Source organism: Psychroflexus aestuariivivens (genome assembly GCF_004010055.1).
GTDB lineage: Bacteria > Bacteroidota > Bacteroidia > Flavobacteriales > Flavobacteriaceae > Psychroflexus > Psychroflexus aestuariivivens.
Genome location: NZ_RQVT01000022.1, coordinates 1 through 20,965 on the forward strand (window position 1 = coordinate 1; position 20,965 = coordinate 20,965).

General features: G+C 33.4%; 20 protein-coding genes. All 20 read right to left on the minus strand.

Annotated elements, in window-relative coordinates; all coding sequences use genetic code 11:
• Positions 1-260: 260 nt before the first annotated feature.
• On the minus strand, positions 261-1,352 hold the full coding sequence (gene wecB / locus EIG86_RS04580; RefSeq protein WP_127844982.1) for a non-hydrolyzing UDP-N-acetylglucosamine 2-epimerase: 1,092 nt from the start codon (positions 1,350-1,352) through the stop codon (positions 261-263).
• A gap of 1 nt (position 1,353) precedes the next feature.
• Complete coding sequence (locus EIG86_RS04585) at positions 1,354-2,448, minus strand: DUF354 domain-containing protein (protein ID WP_127844983.1); 1,095 nt, start codon at positions 2,446-2,448, stop codon at positions 1,354-1,356.
• Between the two features lie 95 nt (positions 2,449-2,543).
• Positions 2,544-3,395 (minus strand): glycosyltransferase family 2 protein, encoded by an 852-nt coding sequence (locus EIG86_RS04590; RefSeq protein ID WP_127844984.1) that lies wholly within the window; start codon positions 3,393-3,395, stop codon positions 2,544-2,546.
• Entirely contained in the window at positions 3,385-4,692 is a 1,308-nt protein-coding gene (locus EIG86_RS04595; RefSeq protein ID WP_127844985.1) for an oligosaccharide repeat unit polymerase, read from the minus strand. Before EIG86_RS04595 ends, EIG86_RS04590 begins: the two co-directional genes overlap by 11 nt.
• Positions 4,692-5,951, minus strand: a complete 1,260-nt coding sequence (locus EIG86_RS04600; protein WP_127844986.1) for a hypothetical protein — start codon at positions 5,949-5,951, stop codon at positions 4,692-4,694. The genes EIG86_RS04595 and EIG86_RS04600 overlap by 1 nt, the downstream gene beginning before the upstream one ends.
• Entirely contained in the window at positions 5,932-6,441 is a 510-nt protein-coding gene (locus tag EIG86_RS04605; protein WP_127844987.1) for an acyltransferase, read from the minus strand. Before EIG86_RS04605 ends, EIG86_RS04600 begins: the two co-directional genes overlap by 20 nt.
• Positions 6,435-7,709 carry a lipopolysaccharide biosynthesis protein gene (locus EIG86_RS04610; RefSeq protein ID WP_127844988.1) on the minus strand — a complete coding sequence of 425 codons (1,275 nt, stop codon included), beginning with the start codon at positions 7,707-7,709 and terminating at the stop codon, positions 6,435-6,437. The genes EIG86_RS04605 and EIG86_RS04610 overlap by 7 nt, the downstream gene beginning before the upstream one ends.
• Positions 7,709-8,377 (minus strand): acylneuraminate cytidylyltransferase family protein, encoded by a 669-nt coding sequence (locus EIG86_RS04615; RefSeq protein WP_127844989.1) that lies wholly within the window; start codon positions 8,375-8,377, stop codon positions 7,709-7,711. The genes EIG86_RS04610 and EIG86_RS04615 overlap by 1 nt, the downstream gene beginning before the upstream one ends.
• On the minus strand, positions 8,374-9,426 hold the full coding sequence (locus tag EIG86_RS04620; RefSeq protein ID WP_127844990.1) for a nucleotidyltransferase family protein: 1,053 nt from the start codon (positions 9,424-9,426) through the stop codon (positions 8,374-8,376). Before EIG86_RS04620 ends, EIG86_RS04615 begins: the two co-directional genes overlap by 4 nt.
• Entirely contained in the window at positions 9,426-10,586 is a 1,161-nt protein-coding gene (gene neuC / locus EIG86_RS04625) for a UDP-N-acetylglucosamine 2-epimerase (protein WP_127844991.1), read from the minus strand. Before neuC ends, EIG86_RS04620 begins: the two co-directional genes overlap by 1 nt.
• Positions 10,586-11,593 carry an N-acetylneuraminate synthase gene (gene neuB / locus EIG86_RS04630; RefSeq protein WP_127844992.1) on the minus strand — a complete coding sequence of 336 codons (1,008 nt, stop codon included), beginning with the start codon at positions 11,591-11,593 and terminating at the stop codon, positions 10,586-10,588. Before neuB ends, neuC begins: the two co-directional genes overlap by 1 nt.
• Before the next feature lie 4 nt (positions 11,594-11,597).
• Positions 11,598-12,227: an acetyltransferase gene (locus EIG86_RS04635; protein ID WP_127844993.1), complete on the minus strand. Its 630-nt coding sequence runs from the start codon at positions 12,225-12,227 to the stop codon at positions 11,598-11,600.
• Positions 12,217-13,362, minus strand: a complete 1,146-nt coding sequence (locus tag EIG86_RS04640; protein ID WP_192901706.1) for a LegC family aminotransferase — start codon at positions 13,360-13,362, stop codon at positions 12,217-12,219. The genes EIG86_RS04635 and EIG86_RS04640 overlap by 11 nt, the downstream gene beginning before the upstream one ends.
• Before the next feature lie 89 nt (positions 13,363-13,451).
• A complete protein-coding gene (locus tag EIG86_RS04645) occupies positions 13,452-13,823 on the minus strand; it encodes a four helix bundle protein (RefSeq protein ID WP_127844994.1) in 372 nt (123 codons plus the stop codon).
• Between the two features lie 105 nt (positions 13,824-13,928).
• On the minus strand, positions 13,929-15,116 hold the full coding sequence (locus EIG86_RS04650; RefSeq protein WP_205030458.1) for a UDP-N-acetylglucosamine 4,6-dehydratase: 1,188 nt from the start codon (positions 15,114-15,116) through the stop codon (positions 13,929-13,931).
• An 8-nt stretch (positions 15,117-15,124) separates the two neighbouring features.
• Positions 15,125-16,093, minus strand: a complete 969-nt coding sequence (locus EIG86_RS04655; protein WP_127845000.1) for a Gfo/Idh/MocA family protein — start codon at positions 16,091-16,093, stop codon at positions 15,125-15,127.
• Positions 16,094-16,162: 69 nt separating this feature from the next.
• Complete coding sequence (locus tag EIG86_RS04660) at positions 16,163-16,732, minus strand: acyltransferase (protein ID WP_127844996.1); 570 nt, start codon at positions 16,730-16,732, stop codon at positions 16,163-16,165.
• A 441-nt stretch (positions 16,733-17,173) separates the two neighbouring features.
• Positions 17,174-18,475, minus strand: a complete 1,302-nt coding sequence (locus EIG86_RS04665; protein ID WP_127844997.1) for an OmpA family protein — start codon at positions 18,473-18,475, stop codon at positions 17,174-17,176.
• A gap of 891 nt (positions 18,476-19,366) precedes the next feature.
• A complete protein-coding gene (locus EIG86_RS14210) occupies positions 19,367-19,546 on the minus strand; it encodes a hypothetical protein (RefSeq protein WP_205030459.1) in 180 nt (59 codons plus the stop codon).
• Positions 19,528-19,764 carry a hypothetical protein gene (locus EIG86_RS04675; RefSeq protein ID WP_127844998.1) on the minus strand — a complete coding sequence of 79 codons (237 nt, stop codon included), beginning with the start codon at positions 19,762-19,764 and terminating at the stop codon, positions 19,528-19,530. The genes EIG86_RS14210 and EIG86_RS04675 overlap by 19 nt, the downstream gene beginning before the upstream one ends.
• Positions 19,765-20,965: the final 1,201 nt, after the last annotated feature.

A 20,965-nucleotide genomic window follows, 5' to 3' on the forward strand; every position in this document is an offset into this window, starting at 1 on the left:
CTAAGTTGGAATCACTTCTCGATACTATTTTCCTGCTGCTGACCGCATCAGTAAAATCACTCGCCTGAATGACCCAGTCGGGCAGGCTCGAAGTGACATTCGGTTCTTAAATTTGAAATATCAAATTCAAAATTTGAAATAAATAAACCTATCTTGACACCAAAAAGCGTTTGACCACATTTTTGGTATTTTGCAATAGCAATTCTTTAGTCCACAACAAAGTATTATCATTCCAGCGTTACTTGTAAATATGAAATGGGTTAATTATAAATTTTCAAAATATGATCAACAATCCTAGTTGCTGTTTGACCATCCCAAAGTTCGAGAGCACTCCCTTTTTTCCAATTTCCTGAAAACAATTTTTCAAAAGCGGGTTGAATAGCTTTTGGGTTAGTTCCTATCAATTCATTTGTTCCTTGTGTCACTGTTTCTGGACGTTCGGTGTTTTCTCTAAGTGTAATACACGGCACACCCATAACTGTTGTTTCTTCTGTGATTCCTCCAGAATCAGTAACAACAGCTTTTGAACGTTCTGTCAAATAATTAAACTCTAGGTAACCTAGTGGCTCTATAAGGTATAAATGTGGATGATTAATGCCAAGGCTCTTTAAAATTTTAGCAGTTCTAGGATGTACAGGAAATATTAGAGGTAATCCATTTGAATGCTTAATAATTTCATTGATTAAATCCTTAAGTTTTTCTTCTTCATCAACATTTGAGGGACGATGTAAAGTCATAACGATATATTCTTTATCTCGTAAATCAAGTTGATCCCAAATTGGTGGTTTTCTAAATCTAGGACGTTGTTTGAGTAATGTATCTATCATGGTGTTTCCAACAAAAAAAATTTGTTCTTTTAACACCCCACTTTGTATTAAATTATTATTAGCGAGTTTTGAGGTTGTAAAGAAGTAATTTGTAATCGCATCAGTAACTAAACGATTTATTTCTTCAGGCATCGTCCAATCATGAGAACGAATTCCACCTTCTACATGCGCCACTTTTGTATTTAATTTTTGCGCTGTAATTGCACAAGCCATCGTAGAAGTAACATCTCCCACTACTAAGACAAGTTCTGCTGGATTCTTCAACAACTCTTTTTCAAAGCCAATCATAATATTAGCTGTTTGCTGAGCTTGTGTTCCACCTCCACATGCCAAGTTTACATCAGGTTCAGGTATTTCTAGCTGTTCAAAAAAATCACCCGACATTTTCTTATCATAATGTTGCCCAGTATGTACCAAACGGTAGTTTATATTTTCGCCATTTTTTTGAGCATTTTTTATAGCATGAACAATCGGAGCTATTTTCATGAAATTTGGACGTGCACCAGCTATTAGTGTTATTCTCATATTATTTGAAATTATTAAATAGTTCTGGATTTGATTGTATTAGACTTGTACTTTTTGGATAATTAACTATCAACCAAGTTATAAATTTTGCTACGTCTATTTTATCTGACAACATATTTTGCTTTCTAATATTAAAAATTTCCTTCAAATTTTCAGTATTGAGTAGTTCTTCAACTTTCTCAACAGCTTTTATACTGTCTTCTGGCTTGAAACCGAAACCTAATTCGTACTTTTCTTCAAGTTCTTTAAGATAATTAATTCTACCAACAAAGTCGTTAATCCTAATAAAAGGAACTCCTAAAACTCCCGATTCAGCGGCCATTGTTTGACTATCACCAATATAAATTGAAGCATAGTTCATCACATGATGCATGTCTTTAGGAGCAACTGGCAATCTATATTTTTCTAAAGATTGCTCCAACACTCTTTCACTTGTAATATAAACATTACCATATTCTAACAAGTAATTTATTAATTTAATGGCAATATTTTTTGTAATACCAGTAATTCCATCATCATGATGAGCCGTTAATTTTGCAAATCTTATGATAAAGTAGGGTTGATTGATATCAACATATTTACAGGCTATTTCTCTTGATGCTGTAAAATTACTTGGATGAAGATAAGCTAATTCATGATATCCTTCATATCCAATTTTTTTCATGTCCCATTTACCAACTGAACAAATATTTGGTGTAATTATATGTGTAGCCCCAGGATAGGCTAATCTAGCATATAATGGGACGACATTCGCATCATCTTCATTAAAATTTAGTGATGGAATATTCAGAGTTTTACCAACATGAGAAATAGACACGGATGTGCCTATTAGGAGTTCAGGCTTAAATTTTCTAGCAACTAAGTAAAGTTTTACACTCTGCTTAAGTTGACCAAAAGCAACATTTATTTTACCATCTTTTCTACCAGCAGGAAGAATATTTTTATACTTAATCCCAGCACTTATAACCAAGTCTTCAAGCACATCTTTCTTTTTTATGGCAACTAAAACATCGTGTCCATTGCTGGTCAGAGAAGAAATTACATTTTTGAATAAATGAAAATGTGCTGGATGACCTAAATGAAATAATACCTTCATTTATATTTTTTTTATATTTTAACTTATAAGACAATCAAACTTCTAAGTGTTTGTCTGAATTTTATTATTATTAGTATATTTTTACTTGATTTTTTTCATTTAAATAATTTTAATCTTGATCTTTGAAATTTTTGAATAAAGGATGACATATCCTTTGATACATTTCTTGGCTTTCTAGAAATAAAAGCAAACATATAACCAAAAAAGAAGCTTATACCTAACAAAATATATGGTTTTTTTAACAAACTCTTAATGGATCTAAAAAAAATCTGTAAGAAACCACTTCCATTTTGATATTTTGCAATTCCTCGCCTATAACTCAAACCTAATTTGTTATGGTCTGAATCTGCCGCTCTAAAATGTTTGACTTTTTCCTCGATTATCTTACTTTCCCAACCATAATAAAATGATTTCATTTCATCTAATCCATCCCAACCAAGAACAGGCATAAAGCCACCAATTTCTTTAAAACACTTAACTCTATAGGTCTTTAAGGCTCCTCTTATATGGTAGGACGCTTGAGGTATAGCTACCCATGAATTATTTTTAAATTCTTCAATAATACCTCCTGCTAAACCTACTCTAGGATTATCAAATGCAGTTATAACAGTTTCAAAATAATTCTTAGGAAATTCTAAATCGGCATCTAACTTTGAAATAAATATATAATCAGCCAGCTCGACTTGTTCTAAACCAAAATTGAACGCCTTAATAACTTTAACTCCTTGTTCCTTTTTGTCAGCCGAGGAATTTCTATAATATTTAATCCATTCATAATCTTTAGCAAACTTTTTAGCAATTTCTGTAGAATTATCAGATGAATTATCATCTACAAGTATAAGATTCGATGGAAGCAACGACTGATTTAGTATACTGTTTAGACATTTTTCTAAATAATTTTCTTCATTATAAAATGGGATTATAATAAGGTGTGATCTAAATTTCATTTTTTTGTTTTATAGTGTAGACATAAAGCAATCCTAAGATAATAAAAAGTGGAATTGATGAATAGTTAGTAAACAACCCCTGGTCGGTAACGGTCTGAAACAAGACACCAATAAAGAATACAAGACTTAAGTAGAAAAATCTTTTTGATTGAGTATAGATTATTTTAATCGGATATATAAATAAAACAAGTGTCAGTAAAAATGTAATAATACCATACTCTATAAAATTAAAAGCTAAAGTAGCATCTGTAATACTTGATATACCTTTATAGAAACCACCTGCCGTATAATGGCTATTTCCCCAAATAAAACTTTCATAATGCTCTAACATGTTTGCAGTACGAGAAACAGTTGTTTCTTCAGTTATCGTTTCACGTTCTGTAGTCTCAAACAAAAAAGAAATTCTAGATAATGGATTTTCAAAACTCTTTTCACGATTATATTCAGAAGATAAACTTTTTATTGTTGGCAATACAACTACTAGTAAAATTGTAGCAGAAACTACAAAAAAGGTAAATGTTTTTTTATTTAAAATAAATAAAACCCCTGCCGAGATTATTATAAAAGTTACAAAAGAAGTTCTTATGCCTGTATATAAAAGTATAGAAACTAAAAAAATGATTATTAAATAAAAAAAAGTTCTTTTGATCCTTAATATCCTTAAAATCTTTAAAAGATAAAAAGAAGGAATAACAATAGCTAAAAAGTTACCAATATTTGCAGGTCTCAAAAAGGTTCCTACAAAAGTTTTTCCACGCAATAAGGCTTCCGATACAAGTCTTATCAAACCATCAGTTGTTAGTCTAAACTCAACTATAAGATAGTTTTGAAAGCTTGGAATAGCCATTTGTATACTGAAAAGAATGATTTGAATGATGAGAATTCCTATAACTGGATAAATAATCCATTTATAATTTTTACGCTGAATAGTATAAATAGTTAATGGAAATATAAGAAAATAATGAAAATGATTTCTAAAAAACATGAAATACTTCATCCATGAAACTCCATGATATTGACTTATAAGGTACATCCATAAAAAGAACAATAATATGAATACTAAATAAATATGAAAATACTTCCTAATAATTTTATCTCCTCTAAAGTAAAGCAAAATTATAGGGAAGTAAAGTAATAGAGTCCCTACACTTCCATATAAACCAAATGAAATAGGAAAAAATTTAACAGCAAACCAATTGATTACAAAAGCATGCAACAAAATCACTGTTATAGATAGGTATGGTCTCCAAAGAATAGTCGCTAATCCCAAGGATAGTGTTACAAGAATTAAAATCATTAGTCTAGTATTTCGGATTGAATAATTCTGGTATAATCTTTAACAGTGCTCCAATCTTCGTTATTTCTTAGGATGTCTAGGTTTGCAATATTTTTTTGAAGATATGTTTCATGCGATTCGTTCAATAACATATTATGATTTGATGGATCTATACTAAGAGAAACTTTTTTTATAAAATTTTCTTTTAAAAATCCATAGCTATCCATAACTTCATTATAAAATTCAAGGTAATATGATGGAATACCTGATAAAACAGCTTCGAAATGAATATAACTTTCACAAGCGAGCAATAAATCAATATTTTTCAAAAAGTCATAAATTGAATCTTTGTTTGGAACTGATAAAGTTACTCCATATTCTTTGCAGAGTGAGTTATACCTATCAAATTCATTCCCTTTTATAGCTGGATGTACCCGCAAAATTAACTGATTATTTTGCGCCGCCATTTTTAAATAGGATGAAACTTTTTTGAAGTCATCGACCTTATTTACAGCAATACCAATTTTTCCAGTTGTTGTACGTTGAAATCGAATTCTAACTATTTCATCAAATCTTGGTGATCCAAGCTGGTATACTTTCGCACTATTTTTATATCCATGAGATTTGTATTTATTATATGAAATTTCTCCATCCAAAAACGCATAATCCATTTGTAAAGGAGGGAAATGTTCTGCCGTACCAGCATGTTGAACGTATAATGATTTTATTTTAAGTTTTTTTGCACACTCTATTACAGTTCTTCCGAAAAGAATGTGATCATTAGAAATTACAACCAATTCAGGTTTATTTTTTTTCAAAATTTTACTAACCATTTTATAATACCCAAAACTTAACCAAACATAATCAAAATAGGCGGTGAATATTTTTCGATGGTAGCCTTCTGATGAGTTCCAAATTTGCAGTGCTTTAAAAAAGTAAGGCAAGCTTAACAAATACGCTTGGTGTTTGGGTATTCTTAAATCATGATTTTTTGAGAGGTATTGGCTCTTATGTTTTAGTTGTTCATAAATAGGGTACAAAACTTTATCGTTATTCTGCGATCCGGACCAGAATAGAATTTCTCTTGTTTTATATTTTTGATTAATCTTCGCTCGTCCTAGGGCTTTGATATAGGTTGAAAAAAATAGAAATATGCTTTGAATCAGATATTTCTTGTTTTTTCTAAAAGTAAATTTTTCCAACAATTTAAATGGTGGATGAAAATTATAATTAAGACGAAGGATTTCCTCTTTAGACCAATTAAAAAAATTTTCCTTCATTTTTTAATATTTGATAGGATTCTACATCTCGTTTACTAAAGACTTTTGCAGGATGACCTCCTGCAATTGAATATGCTGGAATATCATTGACAACTACACTACCAGCTTGAATTATTGCGCCTTCTCCTATAGTTACTCCTGCCATGACAGTAATATTTATACCAAACCAAACGTTATCTTCTATAATAATATCACGTACTATATAAGTATTATCATAAGGTATTGATTGCTTACTTTTATAATTATGGTAATGGGTTAATAAAACAACACCCCAGCCAGAATGGAAGTTATCCCCAATTGAAACCTTTCCATTACCGATAACTTTAATACCGTTAAAGTGAACATTGTTTCCTAAAGTTGTTTTACTTGAAAAATAAGATTTTCCATTGACATGGATTTCACCATTATACTGCTTTACTTTTTTTTTGGCTTTTGCTGTCCAATAAAATTTCTTTAGTTTGTTTCTTGTTTTTTTTATTGATTTTAACATAAAACTGATTTAAAGGTCTTTATACTTAAAATAACTGACAGTATGTAATAGATAGTGTTTGTTATAAGTAATGCATAAGCTGCACCAATTAAACCATAATTTACTATTAAATATATAGCAATAGGAATATTTAGTACGCCTGCAATTAAAGAAATAATAAGTATTAAGTAGGTTTTTTTTTGAAAAAGAATAAAATTTATATGTATTTTATATAATCCATTTATTCCTGCAGATATCGTTAGTGGTACCAAAAAGTACTTTGTGTTTTCGTAATCTGCCCCAAAAATAATTCCAACTGTTAAATATCCAAACAATGCTAAACCAACAGTTATTAAAATTATCACGCCGTAATAAGCGAAAATCATTTTACGAATAGTGAGCAAACTAGATCTTGTATTTAGAGCAAGTTTTTCAAAAAGTGCGGGGACATAAGCTTTGTTTAGTGCATCAAATAAAACTGTTCCAATTGTGAAAAAGGTGGAACCGATTCCAAATTTAGCGGTAAATTTAGCCCCCATTTTATCAGCTATTATTATCCTGTTAACTGTCGAACCAAACCATGCAGAAATTTTGTGTAAAGATAGTGGAACTGATATTCTTAAAGCGTCTTTACTTTGTTTGCTAAATTCTTCAAATTCAAATTTAAACAACCCATCTTTTTTAAATGAAAAGAGTGCAAAAAGCGCATATATAGAATAACCAACCAAGTGTCCGTATATAATTCCCAACCAGTTAAAATCATAAAAATAGATTAGAATAAGGCCTGTCACGTTTTTAACGATTGTCAATGTTATTTGGAATATACCAAAATTTAAAATTTTATGTTCGTTACGCCATAGAAGTGCGCGTAAATCAACAAAGAAAAAACTGAAAATAATAATAACCAAAATAAAAAATGCATCAGTAGGTATATCTGCAATTGATATTATTTGTGTTTTAAATAAATAAATTATTAGCGTTATTAGTAAAAAGAATAAAAAAAACAAAACAATAGAATTCGAAAAATACCTTTTGAATTTTTCCTTCTCAAGTTTGAAGAAGTTAAGCATGACTGCATTTTGTAGGTTTAATGTCAATATTGGAACAAAAATCAAATAAACAGCTTGATACAAAACATATATACCTACCTCTTCTTTAGGGAGAATTCGAGTAATAATAGGTAGTATTAAAAAGGGAACAACCTTAACTAAGATATTAATTACAGTATAAGCGGCACTTTCTTTAAAAAGCTTGCTTTTTCGAAATTTTAAGAAGTTTAAAAGCTTCATTATCTTATGTTTTCAGCAACAATCCAATCCAACATCGTATCAATATCATGCGATGAACGTTCATCCATTACATATTTATTCACTCTACTAAACTCATGCATAGGCTTTGATCTCAAAGATTCAGGGTTAATAATATAGATGGCACCGTTCAATTCCCAAACCTTTGGTACATCTTGTCGTCGGGTTGCATTATATTGTTTGGATTTCACTAAAAAACCATTTTCATCTTCTTCTCTCAACACATAATAAGGGTTGGCTTTGGTTTCCTTGACAGAAACTACCATATCCAAGTCGTTAGAATACAATTCTAAGGCTGATTTTACATGCTCTGCTCTGCGAAATGGCGATGTCGGTTGAAGCAAAATCATTTTTTCTGGTTTACTATAGGTGGTTTCAAAATAATCTAAGGCATGTAGTAAAACTTCATAAGTGCCAGCGGTGTCCGTAGCTAACTCTTTTGGTCTAAGGAATGGTACTTTCAGTCCTAAGTTTTCTACAACTTGTTTTATTTCTGGATCATCCGTAGAAACCAAAATTTCAAAATCGCTAAATACTGCTCTTGCCGCTTCAATAGTGTATTGTATTAAAGGTTTGTTGCCTAAGAGTTTGATATTTTTCTTTGGCACACCTTTAGACCCACCCCTAGCTGGAATTACAACTAAATTCATTCTAAATGTTTTATGAATTCTTGAGCTTGTTTATAATCTATTGGTTTACCAATATCAATCCAATAGCCAATAATTGGAGAATGGATTAAGTTTTTGCCTTCTGCTAAAATTTCATCCATCAAATCAGTAATGTCATAAAATTGATTGTTTGGGATTTTATTAATTAATTCTTTTGATAAAATATAAATCCCGGCATTCGAATGGTAAATATAGCTTGGTTTTTCTTTGAATGATTGAATATAACCTTGTTCTTCTTCTAAAATAGCATACGGAATATCAATTTTATATTCTGTAGAGGCAATAGCCATATCTGCTTTCTCGTTGATCAGCTTTACATACATGTCTTCGAAATCCACATTTGTAAACAAATCACTATTCATCAAAAGAATATGCTCTGTTTCAAAATTATCAACTAATGACAAGGCCCCAGCGGTTCCCAAAGGTTCATCTTCCCAAATATACTCTATTGTGATGCCTTTACTGCTACCATCCCCGAAATAGTCTTGTATTTGCTCTCCTAAATATTTTACTGAAATATAAATTTTTTGAATTCCATAACTGATTAAGCGGTCTATATTATGCTCAATAATTGGCTTATCACCCAAAGGCAACATCGGTTTAGGAATGCTGTCTGTTAAAGGACTCAAGCGCTTACCACGACCGCCAGCCATAATCATACATTCCAAAGGCAATTGCGCTTTGATCTTATCTAAATCAATGATTCTTACCAATTGCTTTTTCGCGTTTAGCATTGGCAATATCTTGATGTCTTTTTTTCGATAGGTGGTTAAGTCTAGAAAATCTTTGGTTTCATATTCAAATATGTAGTTGGGATTGCAGATATCGCCGACACTTAAATTCAAATCCTTATGTTTTACCAAAGCCCGCCTCACATCTCCGTCCGTTATTGTTCCAACAACTGCTTCATTGTTGTCAACGACAAATAAAATTAATCTGCTGATTGTATCTACATACAAAAGCCTATTTAGCTGACCTAAAGCTTCAATTAAGGTTTTATCTTGAGCTATACTTAGATTGTCTATATTCATCAATTAGAATTTAAATCGTAAAACTTCTTTTTCAGGTTGATTGGATTTGTGTCAGTCAGAACTTTTATAATTTTTCCAGAGGCTTGACCTTCACCATAAATTTGTTTTTGGTTTGAAATTTCATCCATAAACTGATCACTTAAAGCTTTTTTTACGGATTTATAAATGGCTTCAGTGTCAGTATTTGTATGAATGACACTTAGCGGAGCAACTCTGCCTTTTTGACGGTCTCCTATATCAATGCTTGGGATATTAAAATACGGAACTTCTAAAATTCCACTGGAAGAATTGCCAACTACGGCATCGATATGTTTCAATGCGGAAAGATAGCGTAATTGCCCTAGTGATTTAAATTCAACTGATTTATGACTATTTTTTTGCACATAGGCTTTTATCATCTGATTAATAATTCTCCCTCCTTTATCAGAGTTGGCATGCGTGAAAATCATATTCAAATCTTCAATTTTGTCTAGTGCATTTAGAATTTTATTAAACTCTTCTTCTGCTGATTGAGATTCAAGGGTCACAGGGTGATAAGTGACTAAAACTGTTTTTCTGTTGAGTTTAAAATCAATTGCAGCTTCAAACTCTTTTTTGCTGAGCAGGTTCAATTCTTTGATTGAATCTAATCCAATTGCGCCAACATTAAAGACTCGATTTGGATGTTCTCCCAATTGAATTACACGTTGTCTATATGTTTCTGTTGAAGTGAAATGCCAATAGCTCATTTTGGTGACAGCATGTCGAATGGCTTCATCATAAGCGCCTTCAGTTGTTTCGCCTCCGTGGATATGTGCAATTGGTATATTGGCAATCATTGCTGCACTTGCTGCTGCAAGTATTTCAGACCGATCTCCTAAAATGATAACTGCATCAGGACTTAATTCTTCAAATGCTTCAGCCATTGAAATTTGTGCTAAACCCATCGATTTTGATACACCAACTGCGGTATCTGAAGCCAACAGACATTCTATACGCTTATCTATTTCAAAGCCATCCTTAGTAATTTCTTGAATTGTCATTCCAAAATCTGGAGACAAATGCATTGCAGTTGCGATGAGCTGCAGTTCAAGTTGTTTTGAAATCTTGATCTTATGCAACAAGGGCTTTAGCAATCCGTACTCTGCACGAGTTCCAGTTATGACGCAAACTTTTTTCATCAGATTTCTAATAATTGGTCTTCATCAAAATCTTTTGATGCTGTTAATCCCAATACTTCATCATATTTCATAGGAGAAATACCTGTGCCTGGGCGTTTGATTGTCATATTTTCTTCTGTAAACTTCTCCCCTTTTTGAATGTATTTTGAGGCCATAAGGCTTTTTCTGGCAATGGCTTTATTTTTGGCTTCAGATTTAGAAGTCTCTTTAATGCCGCTTCCACTCATCGCTTGTTCTATATTTCTGATCGCCTTTACCATCGCTTTTAATTCATCAGGCTCTAGAGATGCTGCATGGTCTGGACCAGGCAGGTTTCTGTCTAAGGTAAAATGCTTTTCTATCACCCTTGCGCCAAGCGCCACCGCAGCAATTGGAACTTCTATGCCTAGCGTATGGTCTGAGTAGCCAATTTCAGTGTTCAATTCATTTTTAATGTGAAGCATGGCTTTTAAATTCACATCTTCCATTGGTGTGGGATATTCTGTGTTGCAATGCAGTATGCTGATAGATTCTGGTGTAGCCCCATGATTGATCAAAACTTGATAAGCGGCTTTGATTTCTTCGATGTCAGCCATTCCTGTAGACATCACGATTTTTGGAAAGACTTCTGCTATTTTCTTAAGATAGGGTAAATTGGTAATCTCACCCGAGGGTATTTTAGCCAAATCTATGCCTAAACTTTTAAGAAAATCCATACTTTCCAAATCGAAGGCAGTGGATAAAAACTTGATGCCTTTGGATTCACAATACTTGATGAGCTCTACATGCATGTCTTCAGATAGCTCCAGTTTTTTGAGCATTTCAAATTGAGAATCTGAATTCTTCGTGTTCTGATCTTGGTAAGTAGCTCTTTTTGCTGATTTAGTAACTATTTTGTCCGCTTTAAAAGTTTGAAATTTAACATAATCAACATTTGCATCGGCAGCAGCATCTATCAATTGCTTGGCGGTTTTTAGACTACCGTTATGGTTGACACCTGCTTCTGCTATAATTAATGTCTTCTGCATTGTTTTATTTGTTTATTTGTTTTGCGGGGTTACCAACTACTGTTTTATTGTTAGGGACATCATTTATAACCACTGATCCAGCGCCGATAACCACATCGTCACCAATTTTAACGCCCTGTTTAATGACTGCATTTGCGCCAACAAATGTTCGGCGTCCAATCTTTACATTTCCCGCCAATACTGCACCTGGTGCAATATGTGCAGATTGTTGGATTGTACATTCATGTTCTATGATACAACCTGTATTTAAAATACAAAAGTCTTCAATCTTCGCCATAGCATTGACACTGACATGACTGGCAACAAAACAGCCGTAACCTAATTTTGCAAATTTAGAAATACTTGAGGATTGGTGCTCTATAGTTAAAATACTTTGTTGTTTTTTAGTTAGAATTTGGGCGGTTTTTTCTCTAATTGTATTATCGCCTATGCCGAGTATATAATCATATTGTGTTGTCCAATATTTATAGCCTTCATCGCCTTCGAAACCTAGGTATTCCAAACCAAATACATTATTATTAATTTGCTTTTTGTCTGTATAAAAGCTTACATCAATGCCCAATGATAGTGCGGTATCCCCAACCACTAGGGCATGTCCTGAATATCCAACAAGTACAGATTTTTTATTTGACACTACTCGGTATGTTTACAACGCGTTCTTCAAGGTATTCTGCATTTTTAAGACTGGTTTTAGGGCAATCCTGAAACATAGTTAATCTGGTCATTAACTGCCAAATCGGTCTTGTCATCACACCTGCTGCATTCATTTCTTTTAAAAACAGATTTCTTTCTTCTAAAGACTCTAAGATAACAGCATTTAACCAATAATTGGATTGTTCATCGGTTCTTTCTTCAAAAGTTTTGATGTTATGGGTTTCAAAAAATGTTTTATATTCTTTGGCTAGTTGTCTTTTACTTTCTAAAAATTGATCAAGTTGCTCTAGCTGCGCTAAACCTAAAGCTGCATTTAAATTGGGCATTCTGTAATTGTAGCCAATTTCATCATGATGGTATTCCCAAGTATGAGGCGTTTTAGCTTGTGTACTGATATGTTTGGCTTGTTTGGCCAATGCTTCATCATTAGTGACAATCACACCTCCTCCGCCAGTGGTCATGATTTTGTTGCCATTAAAGCTAATTGCGCCAAGTTTGCCAAAACTGCCTAGATGTTGTCCCTTGTATTTACTACCCATCGCTTCTGCAGCATCTTCCACTAATTCGATATGATAGTCATCACAAATCTGTTTAATTTCGTCTATGCGACAGGCGTGACCAAAGGTATGCATAGGCAAGCAGGCTTTAATCCGTCTCCCTGTATTTTTGTTGTAGCAGGTCTTATTTTTTATTTCTGTATTGCGCTTTAAAAAATCAAGCATTGATTTGGGGGATAATCCCATGCTGTCTTTGTCGACATCTACAAATACAGGAATAGCATTGGCATAAGTAATAGCATTTGTTGTGGCGATAAAAGTTAAAGGTTGCGTGATGACTTCATCCATAGCTTCCACCCCTACCAATTTCAAGCACAAATGAATGGCATTCGTCCCATTCACACAAACCACTGCTTTCTTTACGCCAATATATTCAGCAAGTTTCAATTCAAACTCATCCACAAATTTACCAACACTAGACACAAACGTAGAATCTATACACTCGTTTAAATAAGCCTTTTCATTGCCATTAAATACTGGCGCATGCAACGGAATAAAGTCTTCTGTTTGATAATAATTCCTTATGAAATTGATGGTTTGTTGGATTTTGGGTTGCATTGTTTGTTGTTGAATTGTTTATAAAAGTTTATTTGGTTTATGGGGTTTAGGTGTTGATCGTTTTATAGGTTTATAAAAGTTTATATGGTTTATTTTTTTGTTCGTTTTAATGCTGCGGATCGAAGTGCATTTAATTTATATGCTATATCTGAAATTTTTTCACGATGAAGTTTTAGTTGGTTGTTATTTATGAATTCAAGTTCTACTGAAATAATTAGTTGACTGAGTACTTCCATCAGACTGCTAAATGCTATTTGATAAAAATGAGCCTGGTCCTTAGCTGAATTTCTTGCGGAACCTTCAGCTATATTAGACGAAACTGAAATTACTGCTCTTCTAACCTGGCTAACCAATCCGTATTTTTCTTCATCTGGAAATGATTTAGTCATAATATAAATATCCTTAGTCAATAACTTAACATCATTCCAAACTTCTAGATTTTCAAAACTAAATTTTTTCATTTTAATCAATTAAACAAATAAACATTTAAACATAAACCTTAATAAACTTCGAGCTCGCGAGCAATAAACCAAAAGCGAAGCGAGTTAATAAACCGCGAAGCGCTTCTACATTTTCCCATCCAAATATTTTCCAGTTTCTTGGTGTCCGAAGTTTGGGATCATTTGATTAAAAAGTTTAACGATTTCAGATTTGTTCCATTGTTTATTTTGCCACATCAAATTGATTTGACTTTCAAAGTGCGATAATTTGTCTTTCTCTATGTTTAATTCATTTTTTATGATTCCCAGCTTTTCAAAGCGTTTCATATCCAAAGTTTCATCTTCGGTATAAAATTCTTCAAAATCCTTCTCTCCTGTGGTATCGCTTTTTGTAAATAAGCACGGCCATTGTCCTTGCTCTGGCAATGTCTCTACTAAACTTCTGGCTTCATCTTCATCTTTACACTGATAAGCTTTGTAGCCTCGCATCTCCAAATATTTGATGGCAATATCTGCAAATGAAATCAGGTGTAAGTCTTCGCTCAGCTTCGGAAAGAAAATATCACGATTCTCTCCAAAAATACAAGACATTAAACAGAGTTCTCCAGCCTCTTGAGGAATTACAAAATAACGTTTGATATCGTTAGGTGCGACGATTGGCTGACGTTTGGCAATACGTTGGTTAAAACCATGTAACAATGAACCATCAGAAAAGGCAACATTGGCAAATCGCGCTGTCGAAATTGTAATATCTTGACTTCTACGCATTAAAAACATTTCCATAATACGTTTGGATGCACCCATCATATTCACAGGATTGGCTGCTTTATCCGTTGATACACAAAAGTACTTTTTAGTGCCTTTAGCGATAGATTGCTGAAGTGTTTTATCGGTATTAAACACATTGACATCAATCATTCTCATCAATGTAAAGGGATCTTTTTCACTGCGCACATGCTTTAATGCTGATAGGTTTAATACATAATCATAATGCCCATCTGCTTGAATAAAAGCTTCATATTCTAGCGAACCTATGTCAAGTGCAAAAGTTTTGAAATCACCATCAATATATCCAAATGATGAACGAATATCTCTAACCAATTCTACAAGATTATTTTCAGAAATATCAACTACATGAAGTTTTTGCGGCTTACGCTTAAAAATTTCTTTGGTCACCGCTTGACCGATAGAACCTGCGCCACCAAGCACAAGAAAAGAAGAGTTTCTAACGGCTTCTAATAATTGCTTTTGATGTTTTGAAATATCACTTTCAAAAAGTTCTTGGTGTCGACCAATTAAATTTAGTATCTCCATAATATCACTTAAACCTCAAACGGGTGTGCACTTTGCGATAGCTTGCAAAACGGATGGTAATCACCTCGTATCGGTTGCAATTCGGCTGTCCGAATATCATGAATGATTTGAATAGAGGTTTTGGCATCTTGAAGTCCATATCCCTTACCATCCAGAATATGCTGGTAACTTTCGGTGTGCAAATCTTTAAAACCATTGCTAAACTCAATCTCCTCACCATCCATTTTAATAGAGCGGTAAGTGGTTTGTCCATTGGCTTTAATATGCTCAGGTAAAGTATCTGCATTGATGCTTAAAAACCAACGCACTCGCGCTTGCTTAAATTCCAAAATGCCTGCTGCACGATCGTGGCTATGCAAATGCACAGTGTTGGAGGTGACATCCCCAAAAATCCAACTCAGCATGTCATAAAAATGCACCCCAATATTAGACGCCACGCCGCCAGATTTGGATTCATCGCCTTTCCAGGAGGTGTAATACCAGTTGCCGCGTGAGGTGAGATAAGTCAAATCGATATCGTAAATTTTATCTGCTGGACCCTGATCAATTTTTTCTTTTAAAGCTAAAATACTCGGATGATGCCTCAATTGTAATATGGTATAGACTTTTTTTCCTGACTCTTGTTCTATTTTACTCAAATTATCGATATTCCAGGGATTCAGCACCAATGGTTTTTCACAAATGGCATGTGCGTCTTGATTTAAAGCAAAACGAATATTGGAATCGTGCAGATGATTGGGCGTGCAAATCGACACATAATCAACTTTATGATTATTCTCATATTTTAATTTTGAGATGTAACGCTCGAAGCGCTCGAACTCCGTAAAAAAATCAGATTCAGGAAAATAACTATCCATAATCCCAACACTATCGAACTTATCTAAAGCTGCCACCAGCTGATTTCCAGTCTCCTTTATCGCTTTAAGATGGCGTGGAGCTACAAACCCAGCTGTTCCAATTAGAGCGAAATTTTTTATTTTCAAAATAAAATTGTTTCTAGTTATAATAGATTGTAAAATTAAGCATTTTTTAAGAAAAAAACAGCCTTAAAGCATGACAACTTTTCCTGCATCTAATTTGTATTGTTGCTGGGTTTCTGGACAAATGCCAAGCCCTGAGTCATCAAAATGCAAGCGATGTCCGTAGGCGCTTACCCAACCGATTTGCTTTGCAGGATTACCAACTACAAGTGCATAATCCAAAACAGGTTTGGTAACCACTGCACCTGCACCGATAAAAGCATACTTTCCAATGTCATGACCACATACGATAGTGGCATTAGCACCAATAGAAGCACCTTGACCGACTTTAGTCTCTAGGTATTGATTGCGGCGGTTGACTGCACTCCTTGGGTTGATGATATTGGTAAAGACCATAGACGGTCCTAAAAAAACATCATCTGCGCAGGTTACGCCAGTATAAATAGACACATTGTTTTGCACCTTACAATTTCTTCCCAACACCACATCTGGGGAGACGACTACATTCTGCCCCAAGTTGCAGCTTTCACCAATTACAGCACCCGACATGATATGCGAAAAATGCCATATTTTGGTACCCTGTCCTATACTACAATTGTCATCAACAACTGAAGTTTCATGTACGAAATAATCCATGTTATTTTAAATTAAAAAGTGAATTGCTAGACGGCTTCGCCGTTGTAAATCACAAAAGTAACTTTAGCAACTGAATTTCAAAGCTGATTGTCAGCATTTTTTTTAATCCAATTCAAAAAAACAAACAGCCACAGATTTGGTGTAAGCCTTCCATTACGTCAATGAGTCATTAGTCCGAGCACTCGCAAGTCTGCAAATTAAATTTATTTCAAACAAACTCACAAAAATTAATCTGTCTCATTCCGCATTACTTACTCCCATTACACAAAGTAAGTAAAGAGTCATATCTAATTCAGATTAATAATATAACACTAAAACTAAAGGTCAATAGCATTATTGAATACGAATTTGACTTTACGAAATACGGCTTCGATTTAGATTATAAAAAAACCGCTGGAAGTTTGACATCCAACGGTTTTAGTATTTTATAAAATATTTAATTTATTTGAGTTCAAAAGTAACTCGTCTTACGATTTGTCTTGCCGCACTAGATGACTTATCAACTGAACTGTCAACTCCGCCACCAGTATAGTCTAAACGACTTTCATCAATACCTGCTGCAATAACAATGTCATACACACGTTTTGCACGATTTTCTGACAATGTTTTGTTATAAGCAGTGTTACCAATCTCATCAGCATAACCTGTTAAGGTCGCTTGTGCATCAGGGTTAGCTTTCATGTATTTCACAATACTGTTGATCGCATCTAATGAATAATACTCTGGTTGAGAGCTGTTAAACTGGAAGTACACATTAATCAAACCATTATTGGCTAATGATTTCACACCGCTTAAACCGCCGCCAGCTCCACCTTCGCGCATTTGCTGCTCAACTCTTTCTTTTGTTGCATATTTTTTATCCAATGAAGCTTCAATTTCATCAGGCACGCCATTATCATTTTTATCAACGGCTTCACCTTTAGAATTTACTGCAACACCTGAAGTTGTATTAGGCTCTGTGTCAAGATAATTCGGCACACCATCTTTATCATCATCCTGCATATCGCGTTCCAATTGGTCTAATTTATTTTCTAATTCACCAACTTTAGAGGCAAAACGTTTTTCAGGAGAATTGTCTACCCAGTCTGCATGCTTTTCAGCATCACCTAAATATATGGACAAGCCAACACTTAAATTGACCATTGAACCGTCAAAACCAGAACCGTAATTTCTTGAATAACCATCCCATGTCCAGTCTTGTCTGATGTTACCAAAGTAAGACACATCAAGATTCAAAGCAAAACGATCACTCAATTTGACTTGTGGTGTTAAACCAGCAATCACATGTAAAGATCCATCTTTACCTCCATCTTTAGGAGAATTAGTATCAAAATTATTTTGCCCGTAGCCTAAACCAGCATGTGCCAATAAATTGATTCGATTGGTCCATTGTTTAAAGCCTAAGATAGTCCCTAAATTAGCAACCCCTTCACCAGAGACTGAAAAGAAATTGTTTTCAAACTCAACCTCATTAGAAGATAAGACTTCATAATAACCTGCACTCGCTCTCAAGCCGAACTTGTCATTAATCATATAGCGTGCGCCAAGATTTAGAGAAAAGTTTTCAAACCATTCAGACTGTACGCCCGGTGATAAGTTTCTTGAAGGTTTATTCACCCCAAACCCAAAATCGATTGACCAGTTGTTGTATTCTAAATTATCGAACGTGTCCTCTTGTTCTTGTGCATGTACAGCCATTGCTGTAAAAGCGAAAAATAATGTAAAGAGTGTAAATTTTTTCATGGTTAATATTTTTATTTAAAGTTCAAATATAATGTTTTTTTTTAACACACCAAGATTTTTGGGTTTTCTATTAAAAATATAACATACTGTACCTGTGGGTATTAAAAAAAATATTTCAACCTTTTTCAAGACTATTGTCTCCTGAACTTTCAAATACCTACTTTTCAAAGCATTAAGTCACAAATCAAGTCAGTTTTTCTTTTTATATTAAGGTATTAGATTTCAGATCTCAGACTCATAAATTTTAAATATTCTGCTGTCAGTTCGAGTGTTTATTAAAACCGGCAAGGGCGTGATAAATGCACTTCGACTATGCTCAGTAGAGCTATCGAGAACTATTAATGATTTCTCCTCGATACAATTTTCCTGCTGCTAACCGCATCAGTAAAATCACTCGAAGTGACATTTAGATAAGTAGATGCTGGATTTCAGATGTTAGACTTATAAATTTGAAATGAAAAATTTAAAATATGAAATTTGAAATTTGAAACCTCATATTGTCAGTTCGAGTGTTTATTACAACCGTCAAGGGCGTAATAAATGTATCGAGAACTAATGATGATTGGATTAGACTAACTTCTCGTTACTATTTCAATAGCTTCTTATTGAATCTTTTGAAATCACTCGAAGTGACATTTAGATAAATAGACGCTGGATTTTAGATGTTAGACTTATAAATTTGAAATGGAAAATTTGAAATTTGAATTATTTAGGTGTACAGCCTAGAGGTTGTTGAGATTCCACATAAATTTCTGGGGAATGACAGTTTATTTATGATTGTTTTTGACTCCTTGTGTCTTGTCTATTATCCCAGAATGAAACGATTTCGATGGTATCTTCTTTTATTTCATAAAAAATCAAATAGACTTTCATTGGTATTACACGTGCTTCTTAATTTGAAGTTAATCGTCCAATAAATTCACTTTCCGAGAGCGTTTTTAACAAATGTTCTGTTTCTTCAAGAAGTTTTAAACTATATGTAGCAGACTCATTTCTATCAATATAAAATTCAAGAATATCTCGAAATTGCGATTTGGCTAAATCTGACCAAATTATTTTTTTGTTAGCCATCCTTTCATTTCAAAAATTACAGATTCATTACTTGAAAATTGATCATTTTGTATTTGTTTTCTTCCAGTTGAAATTGAATTTTTTTGCTGAGAAGATAATTGGTATAATTCCTGTTCGGATGAGTCAAATAAAGCCTGAAGAGCTTTTAAAAAGTTTAAATCTTTAGATTCCTTAATTCTTGAAATCAAGTTATTTTTTATTTGAGCAGTCATATCCATTTTGGCCTAATTTTGTCATTTATCAAAAATAGTGATTTTTGTTCAATTCTTTAATTTTCGCTTTAGAGTTTTTATTTTTAGCAACTTCCAAATTTCATATTTCATGAAATTTCTCGTTATGATGAAGCTTAGATTTTAGCTTACTGCTTTAAGCTGAAGATAAGGAGATTTAGGGAGAGCGATACTGGTTTACTGGTAGACTAGTATACTGATGTTTGAAGCTCTTGGAATTTAGCTTACAACCTAGAGCCTGTAGCCTAGAGCTTATTGCTGAAGATAGAGAGATATTGGATTTTAGAATTCAGACCTATAAATTTGAAATGAAAAATTTGAAATGTCACTCTGTCAGTTCGAGTATTTATAACGACCGGCAAGGGCGTAATAAATGTATCGAGAACTAATGATAATTTCTTCTCGATACAATTTTCCTACTGCTGACCGCATCAGTAAAATCACTCGAAGTGACATTAAGCTAATAGATTTCACGTTTCTAGGTTTTTTTTGATAAAACTGATACTTCACAAGCAAATCAGCAATCCATTCTTTTTTCCATTGATGAAAAAAGAAACAAAAAAATCTAGGCCGATTTTAAAATACTGGAAATCCTAAAAACAAGTCTGCCTCCTGCTATTCCAGCAACCGTAAACTAATGCTTACATCTCCATCCTCTCGCAGTCTTGTTTTTGCATTTCAAGCGCATTTTAAAAGTAAGCCGGTTTATTTAGATGCTTAGATATTAGACTTCAGATCTTAGACACAAAAATTCGAAAGGAAAAATTTGAAATATTCAAGCTTACAGCCTACTGCCTAGAGCTTATATTTGAAGATTGGGTGATTTGTTGAGAGGGATACTGGTAGACTAGTATACTTGTGTTTCAGTTTGCTTAGACTGAACCTGGAATCTTTCAACTTGGAACTTGAAACTTGACACTGTTTGTCGTTTTTTCAGTGTATAAAAATCTCTGAAAAAGATAATTTTTAAGGTGATTACAGGGCGCTAAATTTGATAAATAAAGCCAAGTTTTGACTGCTTTAATGTCTATTTTGAATAGATTTGTAGTGATTTTATACTTAAAAATGGTGTTTTTTCAGTTGGTGCTACACCGAAAATTATTCGATGGTGGTCGTTTGAAAGGTTCACCAGCACCAAAAATAAATCGACCGCGGTCGATTTATTTTTGAAAGCGGTCGTTTTTGACAA

What these genes read in the sequence shown, in the direction of transcription:
- wecB (WP_127844982.1), bottom strand. Translation starts at nt 1,352, where the DNA reads ATGAGAATAACACTAATAGCTGGTGCACGTCCAAATTTCATGAAAATA.
- EIG86_RS04585 (WP_127844983.1), bottom strand. Translation starts at nt 2,448, where the DNA reads ATGAAGGTATTATTTCATTTAGGTCATCCAGCACATTTTCATTTATTC.
- EIG86_RS04590 (WP_127844984.1), bottom strand. Translation starts at nt 3,395, where the DNA reads ATGAAATTTAGATCACACCTTATTATAATCCCATTTTATAATGAAGAA.
- EIG86_RS04595 (WP_127844985.1), bottom strand. Translation starts at nt 4,692, where the DNA reads ATGATTTTAATTCTTGTAACACTATCCTTGGGATTAGCGACTATTCTT.
- EIG86_RS04600 (WP_127844986.1), bottom strand. Translation starts at nt 5,951, where the DNA reads ATGAAGGAAAATTTTTTTAATTGGTCTAAAGAGGAAATCCTTCGTCTT.
- EIG86_RS04605 (WP_127844987.1), bottom strand. Translation starts at nt 6,441, where the DNA reads ATGTTAAAATCAATAAAAAAAACAAGAAACAAACTAAAGAAATTTTAT.
- EIG86_RS04610 (WP_127844988.1), bottom strand. Translation starts at nt 7,709, where the DNA reads ATGAAGCTTTTAAACTTCTTAAAATTTCGAAAAAGCAAGCTTTTTAAA.
- EIG86_RS04615 (WP_127844989.1), bottom strand. Translation starts at nt 8,377, where the DNA reads ATGAATTTAGTTGTAATTCCAGCTAGGGGTGGGTCTAAAGGTGTGCCA.
- EIG86_RS04620 (WP_127844990.1), bottom strand. Translation starts at nt 9,426, where the DNA reads ATGAATATAGACAATCTAAGTATAGCTCAAGATAAAACCTTAATTGAA.
- neuC (WP_127844991.1), bottom strand. Translation starts at nt 10,586, where the DNA reads ATGAAAAAAGTTTGCGTCATAACTGGAACTCGTGCAGAGTACGGATTG.
- neuB (WP_127844992.1), bottom strand. Translation starts at nt 11,593, where the DNA reads ATGCAGAAGACATTAATTATAGCAGAAGCAGGTGTCAACCATAACGGT.
- EIG86_RS04640 (WP_192901706.1), bottom strand. Translation starts at nt 13,362, where the DNA reads ATGCAACCCAAAATCCAACAAACCATCAATTTCATAAGGAATTATTAT.
- EIG86_RS04645 (WP_127844994.1), bottom strand. Translation starts at nt 13,823, where the DNA reads ATGAAAAAATTTAGTTTTGAAAATCTAGAAGTTTGGAATGATGTTAAG.
- EIG86_RS04650 (WP_205030458.1), bottom strand. Translation starts at nt 15,116, where the DNA reads ATGGAGATACTAAATTTAATTGGTCGACACCAAGAACTTTTTGAAAGT.
- EIG86_RS04660 (WP_127844996.1), bottom strand. Translation starts at nt 16,732, where the DNA reads ATGGATTATTTCGTACATGAAACTTCAGTTGTTGATGACAATTGTAGT.
- EIG86_RS04665 (WP_127844997.1), bottom strand. Translation starts at nt 18,475, where the DNA reads ATGAAAAAATTTACACTCTTTACATTATTTTTCGCTTTTACAGCAATG.
- EIG86_RS14210 (WP_205030459.1), bottom strand. Translation starts at nt 19,546, where the DNA reads ATGGCTAACAAAAAAATAATTTGGTCAGATTTAGCCAAATCGCAATTT.
- EIG86_RS04675 (WP_127844998.1), bottom strand. Translation starts at nt 19,764, where the DNA reads ATGGATATGACTGCTCAAATAAAAAATAACTTGATTTCAAGAATTAAG.